Raw genomic sequence first — 1,088 nt, 5'->3', positions numbered from 1 at the left:
CAATGGTGAGAAGCGGATCGAATATTGACTTAGCGTCATCAAAAAAGACATCTCCATTGTGATGTCCCGGAACATGAAATGAATGAGAATTTCTTCTCGCATGTTGAATTAATGCTTTATATAAAGGTGTGTTCATGAAAACAATCCTTTGAATGTGTCTTCTTACACCTTATTATATCGTGCCTCTGAGAGAACTTAAAGCCAGACTTACTGGTAACTATCTTTCCTTTATTGTAAGCAGCTTTTGCTTCAGGTCGCCTTCCATCATCATGAGCTCTTCTTCTGCCTGACGGCGTTTGATTCGTCCTTCTTCTTGTATAGTTAGCGTTTCTTCAAGCGTGCTTATTAAGCTTTCCTGCACCTTCTTCAAGGTATCTATATCAACAAGGCCTCTTTCATTTGCCCGTGCAGTTTCAATTGTATTGGTTTTTAAAAGCTCCGCGTTTTTCAGCAAAAGCTCATTGGTTGTATCAGATACTTTCTGTTGTGCATCCACTGCATTGCGCTGCCTTAAAAGCGTCAGTGCAATGGCAACTTGATTTTTCCATAGCGGAATCGCTGTCACAATGGATGACTGGATCTTTTCAGCTAACGCTTGGTTTGTATTTTGAATCAGCCTGATTTGCGGTGCACTTTGGATTGTAATTTGCCTGCTCAGCAACAAATCATGAACCCTTTTATCTAACCGGTCAGCAAATTGAATTAAATCATTCATCTCTTGAACGGCCATTTGGTTATGATCACTCGATTCAGCCTGTTGCTTCAGTTCAGGAATTGTTTTAGTTTTTAATTCCTCCAGCTTCAGTTCTCCTGCAGCAATATAAACATTCAGCGCGGCAAAATATTCTTTATTTTTTTCATATAACTGCTCTAACAGCTTGTTGTCACTGATTAAAGCATTTTTAGAGTGCTCCAGCTTCAAGCTGATTCTGTCTATCTGCACACTGGTCTTTTGGTATTTAGACAGCACTTCTTGAAGAGAACTTGATACTCTTCCAAACATGCGTGCCAAAAAACCCTTTTTCTTAGATTGGAGATCATCAGGATTTACTTGCTCCAGCTTTTTCATCAGCTCTCCAAGTATTTCG

General features: G+C 39.6%; 2 protein-coding genes. Both read right to left on the bottom strand.

The features are described 5' to 3' along the window. On the bottom strand, window positions 1-136 hold a 136-nt coding region (locus ACWHAR_RS22805), incomplete at its 3' end, for a hypothetical protein (protein WP_452087915.1). An 81-nt stretch (window positions 137-217) separates the two neighbouring features. Next, window positions 218-1,088: toxic anion resistance protein (locus ACWHAR_RS22800; protein ID WP_452087914.1), on the bottom strand; the 871-nt coding region annotated here is incomplete at its 5' end.

The sequence above is a fragment of the Bacillus sp. LR--39 genome (assembly GCF_053613335.1).
Note: the sequence above shows the minus strand (reverse complement) of the source record. Positions and strands in the feature narration are given on the sequence as shown.